Below are 5587 nucleotides of genomic sequence, written 5' to 3' on the forward strand. Positions count from 1 at the left end.
GCTCATGCTGATTCTCCTTTGACGCGGGCGAGGCCAACGCGCAGGCTTGCAAGATCGGAATTGAAGACAGATGAGGTGACGCGCGCCTGTTCAATCGCTTTGCGCTCCAGTCGGTCCGCAGCCTCGATAAGCTTGGCGACTGCGGCGATGGCAGCTTCGATTCGGTCCCAGCGCTCGCAGTCAATTTCGTCGCCGTCTGGACGGCACGGACCAATCCATGAAAGCTGGCTACGAAGCACCGCCAGCACATCAACAGCCAGGGTGGCGGGGGTCTTGTCGGTGGTCATGGCTTCTTGCTCCGATGAATGGCGTTGATGACAGAGCGCCTTGCGATTCGAGCGGCTTTGGCATCGCTGATTCGCTCTTCGCCAAAGTGGAGGCAATAAGCGCGTGCGCCTTCTATGGTCGCTGCCTGATAGCCGTCCTCGCCGTTGACCACGATCCGCACTGCCATGCCCAACTCCAGCAGCTCGTACCGACCGGACTTGCTTGGCAGGTCGCCATCCCAGAGAGGTCCGTTCTCCACAAGGGCGATGAGAGTGTCCAGTGCACCGCCCGAAAGGGACTTGTCGGTGGTCATGCGCGTGCTCCCTGCTTCGTGCGGCTGCGGTGGCCACCCTCGACCACCTCGCGGCGGGTGGTGGTGGATCGGTCGATGGGGCTGTTGCCTAGCTTCTGGACCTTGCCGCCGGAGCGCAGGAACTGCGCCACGTCGTCGGCGATCTCCTGCCGCTGGCGGTTCTTCTCGGCCTGCGTGGCCAGGTCGAAGGTCGGCCGTACGTGGATGCTGGTCATGCGCTCTGCTCCAGTTCGGCCAGAAGCGCGTCGGCAATCTGGATGCAGTAGCGTGCGTCGTGCTCAGGCATGAAGTGAGTTGCATGGGCCTTGTTTGCCAAGAACCGCTGCATAGCCATTGCCGCGATCAGTTCGCGCTTGGTCAGGCCAGTGACCTGCCCCTGTTGGACCAGAATCGATGAGTAATGCTGGGGGCAGCCATGCTCATTGAGCATCGGGGCTGTAGGCATATCTCCGTTCTTCATCGTTGCGTCTCCTGATGCGCCAGAAGCGGCCAACGAGTGCGGCGCTGCCAGCTGTGGGTGAGGTGGTTCAGTTCGACCTGCAGCGGATCGGCGCGCAGGGGTTTCAGCGGATCGCGCAGGCGGCGGTCGGTGTTCCGGCACGGCGCGCAGTCGGCCGTGGCCTTGCCGTTCACCAGCGGGAAGAACCGCAGCGGCAGCCGGGCGGCGCATTTCGTGCAGGTCTTCATGGCCGGCCAACCTTCATCAGACTTGCCCACGTGAGCGGGTGGGCCCGGCGCTTGATCCGCTCGTAGGCGGCGTCGTTGGAGATGCCCAGGATCTCCGCCACCTGCGCGGTGGTGTAGCGCTTGCCCTCGATCACGTGTGCGTACAACTGGGCGCGCGCGAGGCCGGCACGGCGCAGGCATTTGGCGTGGCTGGGGTAGATCGTCACGTCCATTACGCTGCCTCCTGGTGGCGATCACCAGCGCGCAGGGACTGCTCGAACCCGTCGACCATCTGCCGGAACTGATCCAGGTCGGCGCGCATCTTGGCGATGAACGCCTCGTCGCGGTCGAAGCGGCGCCACCACAGCTGGCGGTTCGCCGAGACCAGGGCGGGGCAGTACAGGCCGATGTGCCACCACTCGCGGTCCGTCAGCCACATGCAACCCTGCGCCTGCTCGAACACCTCGCTCGCATCGTCATCGATGTGGAAGGCGCGCAGCTTCTCCGGGTTGATGAAGCACTTGTATTCGCTGCCGCCGGCATCGCCGATGAAACCGTCCGCCGAGCAGCCGTAGTTGCCGCAGTCGCTCAGGACGAACCCGGCGCGCTTCACCAGCAGGCCGGACTGCACCTCATGCTCGGCGCGGGCAAACGGCTCCAGTTCGTGTCCGCGGCGCATGGCGTAGGTCTCGAAACCTTCGTCCAGCGGCTGACCGCTGATGCGCTCGACGGCCAGACGGAAGGCGTAGTTCTTCGACGCTTCGCTGAAATCGCCGATGGGCTCGCCGGCCAGCGCCTTCTCGATCACCGCCGACTTCGGCACGGCCTTGTAGCCGGAGGCCTCAGCAGCCGCCTTGGGCGCCATGCCGGCCAGCACCGAATCCACGTAGGTGCGCTGCTGGTCGGTCAGCTCGCCAACACGCGAGCGCGCGGTGGAGAACATGCTGGCGGTGATGACGCCGGCGCGGGCGTTGTGCCATGCGTCGCTGCCCTGGTCGCAGTGGATCAGCTTCACGGGGCGACCTCCTCAGCCTCGGCGCGCTCCGCCTCAGCCTTCAGCGTCTCGTGGCCCGACTGGCCGATCATCTTGCGCTGCTCGGGGCTCAGCTTGCCCCACGCGTCGGCATAGGCGTCCAGACCGGCCTTCGCAATCTCCTGCAGGCCCGCGTACAGCGCCTGGCGCTCGGGCGTGTCCTCCGGCTCGGCKGGCAGCTGACGGGTGCGGCTGGCCGGCGCGCGCTCGGCGCGTACAACCTCGCCTTCGATGATGCGCTCAGCCTCGTCCTGCTCGTAGATGCCCACGAAGCCAAACGCCAAGCGCGCGCACTGGATCATCGCCTTGTGGCGCAACATGCGGCGCGGATGGGACTGCCACGGGCCAGCGTTGGAGCGGCGGCACTCGGCCATGTACTCGGTCACGCGCACCGGGCGGCTACGGTCCTTGCGGTAGATCGAGCACGTGCAGCTCTGCTCGTCCTGCTCGAAGTCCATGCCGTCGAACTGAGCGTGCGAGTTGATGATGCGCGACCAGCCGTCGACGCCGACCACCGGCACGATGCCGTTGTTCTTGTCCGGGAACGCGTAGATTTCCTTGGTCCACGGGTTCAGTCCGTACTGGTTCGCCACCACCAGCAGGGCCGTCATCTGCGCGTCGGAGACCTGGCCCTTGAAGGCGGTGGCCTTCAGTACGGCGACAAGCTCCTGCGCGTCGGCGGCGCCCATGTTCAGGGACGTGGCGAGGCTCTTGGTTTGCGAGAGAACGAGGTTGCTCATGGCTGCTCTGCTGGTAGGTGGAATAGGTGCCCGGCTCTCGGAGCCGCCGCCGGGCGGGTGCCTGGTGTGGATCAGTCGCGACTTTCGGGACTGATCGTCAGACGCCACTTGATTGCCTCGGGGCTGAATGCGCCTGCTGCCAGGCCCTCCGCGATCTGCTTGATCAGAGGCGAGTTCTTCTTCGTGAGCTGGGCAACCATCTGCTCCTTGAGCGCCGCCTGCAGCGTGCCGATCTGCTCCTCGATAGCTGCGCGCGCGGCTTTGCGGATGGCGTCACCAACGGCCCAGTCAAGCCAGCTCCTATGGGAGTGGTGGCTGTAGCTGCTCGGCTTTCCTTCGCCGTCCACCTGTGTGGAGAGAATCGTGCTGATGGCCTTCTCCAGGACATTCGCACTACCGCCCAACGCCTGCGCAATGGCCGCCGTGATGTTGGCCTGGATGATCGGCTGGATGACGTCCTGTGGAATCTGGAAAGTGGGTGCTGACATGGCAATTCCTTGGTCTCGGGGAAAAATGCCGGCGTCGTGGAATCCGGGCCGGCGCGGGGCCCGTAAGGGCGGGGGAATTCAGGCGGGCCAGACCATCAGCCAGGCGAGGTAGCCCAGCAGGCCGTAGCTGGCGAGGCAGGCGGCGAGGTCGGTGCGGTTGCGGCAGCCGAGGAGGGTCAGGAGGCGCATCACAAGTTCTCCATGCACTCGCCGTTGCACTCGGTGTCGAAGCAACCGGGGCATGGCGGATGGTTGGACGGTTGCGTTCGCTGCTGCGCACCGATTGCGCCCGTGGCCTTGGCGATGGCGGCGCGGGCCTGCTCTTGGGCCAAGCCGCACAGGCGAAGGTTTTCGTAGTACCACTCACGCCAAGCCGCCTCACCTTCCGGCGTATCGCGCTTGCCGCGCCAAGGCGCTTCAAGGTCGCCAACACCTTCCTCGCGACGCAGCCATTCGGCGAACGTCTGGCATGCCTCCAGCAGCTCCGGCGCAGCGGCGATCAGGCGGGCGTTGGCCTCGATTTCGGCGGAAGTGGATTGATTGAGCTGACAGATGAACCGGTTGTTGGGTCCGCGGACGATGTGCGTGTAGGCATCGCTGTCCTCTTGATAGGCCCACGGCCCAGGCGTGTGCTTACTGCTCATCGTTCGATTCCTCAGCAAATAGGCCGTTCACGGCCTCGTGTTGGGCTTCGGCATCGGCCAGCGACACCGGCGGGGTGATGGGCGGCAGCGCGCCAAACTGCGCGGCGAAGGCTGCATCCAGTCGGTCAAACGGGTTCATGCGGACCCTCCGGTTCGCACGCGGCCAGAGCGCGGTCCAGCCGTTCGTCTGCGGCCATCTGGTCGGCCAAGTCGCGCGCAACCAGGGAGGCGTAGGCCGCGGCGCGCAGTTCGTTGAACATGGCGGCCACTTCGTGCCCGGCCGTGATCAAGTCGCGGCGCGGGTCATCTGCTGCCAGATCACGCGCTGCGAACGAGATCAGTGTGTCCAAGACCACCTCGGCATCGGCCCGGCTCACGACAGCACCGCCTGCGCCAGCAAGCAGGCAGTCACGCCGAAGCAAAAAGCGAGCGCATAGGCGACCGTGTGGCGCAGCGCGTAGCGGTGGGCGGCGGTCATGCCGCGTACCTCTTCAGCAGCAGGTCGATCGCGCCGTTCGCGGAAATCGACTCGTCGCCAGCGGTGTCCTCAACCTTCTCGTTGACGATCCGGTCCCGCGTGCTGCGGAACAGTTCGGCCAGCTCGGCATCCTTGTGGCTGTCCAGAAGGCGAGCGGCCTTGGCCCAGAAGGTCGGGCCCTGGTAGCCCAGCACGTCCTCGAGCATGGCCGGCAGAGCGCGGAGCGATTCCAGCGCAGTGCTGTCTACCTCGGTGTCCGCCGGCAGCAGGCCATCAAAGCTCCGCTGGGCGTTCCGGGCGATGTCGGTTGCAGTGTGCAGACCCATCTTCGTCTCCAAGCCGCTCCCGGGAGTGGGTGTGCTGCGGCGTTGGGAGAACGATATGCAAAACGGGATACTTGCGCAATCCCGAACGGGATATTTTTATGCATTAGCCGACGAACGGTAGGTAGAACATCTACCTACTCAACGGCAGGTGGCGTTCCAGAGGGCTTCGTAGATCGTATCTGGTACGACCGTACGATCACCGACCTTGTCCGCAGCCTGCGAAGGAAGCGGCCGGCCAGCACCATCGCGACGTATAACGTCATGGACCGAGTAGGTCATTTGAGAGCAAGAGAATGACACGCGGGCCATGGCTTCAGCTGCCAGTGGAGACCCCAAAACCCGCTCGCCGCCTCCGACGAACTTCACCCACACGGTGGTTCCGTCCTCAGACTTCACAACGGTCGACTTGTCCACATAGACGCTCCCGCCAACGACAGTGGCGCCCACTTCAACCCACCGATCGGAGATTGCTGAGGTGGAAAGTGCGAGTGTTAGAAGTACCGCGATCATAGTCTTTGCTCCCTGACCAGTCCTGCTTCATCGAACCCGATGCCCTCAACGCGGCACTCCCTGGCTCGCTCCATTTTGTCTTTCAAGTCCAGCAGCTCGTCGTCGGTCAAACACTCGATGAC

General features: G+C 64.7%; 14 protein-coding genes. All 14 read right to left on the minus strand.

All coding sequences use genetic code 11. From position 1 onward, the window contains the following. Positions 1 to 2: 2 nt before the first annotated feature. The 14 genes from AC1VAN_RS09260 to AC1VAN_RS09325 all read right to left on the minus strand — a co-directional run bounded on the left by AC1VAN_RS09260 (position 3) and on the right by AC1VAN_RS09325 (position 5465). Positions 3 to 287 carry a hypothetical protein gene (locus AC1VAN_RS09260; RefSeq protein ID WP_442251268.1) on the minus strand — a complete coding sequence of 95 codons (285 nt, stop codon included), beginning with the start codon at positions 285 to 287 and terminating at the stop codon, positions 3 to 5. After that, positions 284 to 580, minus strand: a complete 297-nt coding sequence (locus tag AC1VAN_RS09265; protein WP_442251267.1) for a hypothetical protein — start codon at positions 578 to 580, stop codon at positions 284 to 286. The genes AC1VAN_RS09260 and AC1VAN_RS09265 overlap by 4 nt, the downstream gene beginning before the upstream one ends. Beyond that, a complete protein-coding gene (locus tag AC1VAN_RS09270; protein WP_442251266.1) occupies positions 577 to 795 on the minus strand; it encodes a hypothetical protein in 219 nt (72 codons plus the stop codon). The genes AC1VAN_RS09265 and AC1VAN_RS09270 overlap by 4 nt, the downstream gene beginning before the upstream one ends. Then, a complete protein-coding gene (locus AC1VAN_RS09275) occupies positions 792 to 1040 on the minus strand; it encodes a hypothetical protein (protein WP_442251265.1) in 249 nt (82 codons plus the stop codon). Before AC1VAN_RS09275 ends, AC1VAN_RS09270 begins: the two co-directional genes overlap by 4 nt. After that, positions 1037 to 1267: a hypothetical protein gene (locus tag AC1VAN_RS09280; protein ID WP_442251264.1), complete on the minus strand. Its 231-nt coding sequence runs from the start codon at positions 1265 to 1267 to the stop codon at positions 1037 to 1039. Before AC1VAN_RS09280 ends, AC1VAN_RS09275 begins: the two co-directional genes overlap by 4 nt. After that, positions 1264 to 1479 (minus strand): hypothetical protein, encoded by a 216-nt coding sequence (locus AC1VAN_RS09285; protein WP_442251263.1) that lies wholly within the window; start codon positions 1477 to 1479, stop codon positions 1264 to 1266. Before AC1VAN_RS09285 ends, AC1VAN_RS09280 begins: the two co-directional genes overlap by 4 nt. Further along, a complete protein-coding gene (locus AC1VAN_RS09290) occupies positions 1479 to 2261 on the minus strand; it encodes a lambda exonuclease family protein (RefSeq protein WP_442251262.1) in 783 nt (260 codons plus the stop codon). The genes AC1VAN_RS09285 and AC1VAN_RS09290 overlap by 1 nt, the downstream gene beginning before the upstream one ends. Continuing rightward, positions 2258 to 3019: a phage recombination protein Bet gene (gene bet, locus AC1VAN_RS09295; RefSeq protein ID WP_442251261.1), complete on the minus strand. Its 762-nt coding sequence runs from the start codon at positions 3017 to 3019 to the stop codon at positions 2258 to 2260. Before bet ends, AC1VAN_RS09290 begins: the two co-directional genes overlap by 4 nt. Positions 3020 to 3090: 71 nt before the next feature. Beyond that, a complete protein-coding gene (locus AC1VAN_RS09300; protein ID WP_442251260.1) occupies positions 3091 to 3507 on the minus strand; it encodes a hypothetical protein in 417 nt (138 codons plus the stop codon). A gap of 188 nt (positions 3508 to 3695) precedes the next feature. After that, a complete protein-coding gene (locus tag AC1VAN_RS09305; protein ID WP_442251259.1) occupies positions 3696 to 4151 on the minus strand; it encodes a hypothetical protein in 456 nt (151 codons plus the stop codon). After that, the gene (locus tag AC1VAN_RS09310; protein ID WP_313251119.1) at positions 4141 to 4290 is read right to left on the minus strand and encodes a hypothetical protein; all 150 of its coding nucleotides are present in this window, start codon (positions 4288 to 4290) and stop codon (positions 4141 to 4143) included. The genes AC1VAN_RS09305 and AC1VAN_RS09310 overlap by 11 nt, the downstream gene beginning before the upstream one ends. Continuing rightward, entirely contained in the window at positions 4277 to 4528 is a 252-nt protein-coding gene (locus AC1VAN_RS09315) for a hypothetical protein (protein WP_442251258.1), read from the minus strand. Before AC1VAN_RS09315 ends, AC1VAN_RS09310 begins: the two co-directional genes overlap by 14 nt. A 97-nt stretch (positions 4529 to 4625) precedes the next feature. Further along, a complete protein-coding gene (locus tag AC1VAN_RS09320; protein ID WP_442251257.1) occupies positions 4626 to 4955 on the minus strand; it encodes a hypothetical protein in 330 nt (109 codons plus the stop codon). A gap of 138 nt (positions 4956 to 5093) precedes the next feature. Further along, on the minus strand, positions 5094 to 5465 hold the full coding sequence (locus AC1VAN_RS09325) for a surface-adhesin E family protein (RefSeq protein WP_442251256.1): 372 nt from the start codon (positions 5463 to 5465) through the stop codon (positions 5094 to 5096). Positions 5466 to 5587 lie beyond the last annotated feature (122 nt).

This window comes from Stenotrophomonas sp. 05L44_2 (genome assembly GCF_056665995.1).

What these genes read in the sequence shown, in the direction of transcription:
- AC1VAN_RS09260 (WP_442251268.1), bottom strand. Translation starts at nt 287, where the DNA reads ATGACCACCGACAAGACCCCCGCCACCCTGGCTGTTGATGTGCTGGCG.
- AC1VAN_RS09265 (WP_442251267.1), bottom strand. Translation starts at nt 580, where the DNA reads ATGACCACCGACAAGTCCCTTTCGGGCGGTGCACTGGACACTCTCATC.
- AC1VAN_RS09270 (WP_442251266.1), bottom strand. Translation starts at nt 795, where the DNA reads ATGACCAGCATCCACGTACGGCCGACCTTCGACCTGGCCACGCAGGCC.
- AC1VAN_RS09275 (WP_442251265.1), bottom strand. Translation starts at nt 1,040, where the DNA reads ATGAAGAACGGAGATATGCCTACAGCCCCGATGCTCAATGAGCATGGC.
- AC1VAN_RS09280 (WP_442251264.1), bottom strand. Translation starts at nt 1,267, where the DNA reads ATGAAGACCTGCACGAAATGCGCCGCCCGGCTGCCGCTGCGGTTCTTC.
- AC1VAN_RS09285 (WP_442251263.1), bottom strand. Translation starts at nt 1,479, where the DNA reads ATGGACGTGACGATCTACCCCAGCCACGCCAAATGCCTGCGCCGTGCC.
- AC1VAN_RS09300 (WP_442251260.1), bottom strand. Translation starts at nt 3,507, where the DNA reads ATGTCAGCACCCACTTTCCAGATTCCACAGGACGTCATCCAGCCGATC.
- AC1VAN_RS09305 (WP_442251259.1), bottom strand. Translation starts at nt 4,151, where the DNA reads ATGAGCAGTAAGCACACGCCTGGGCCGTGGGCCTATCAAGAGGACAGC.
- AC1VAN_RS09310 (WP_313251119.1), bottom strand. Translation starts at nt 4,290, where the DNA reads ATGAACCCGTTTGACCGACTGGATGCAGCCTTCGCCGCGCAGTTTGGC.
- AC1VAN_RS09320 (WP_442251257.1), bottom strand. Translation starts at nt 4,955, where the DNA reads ATGGGTCTGCACACTGCAACCGACATCGCCCGGAACGCCCAGCGGAGC.
- AC1VAN_RS09325 (WP_442251256.1), bottom strand. Translation starts at nt 5,465, where the DNA reads ATGATCGCGGTACTTCTAACACTCGCACTTTCCACCTCAGCAATCTCC.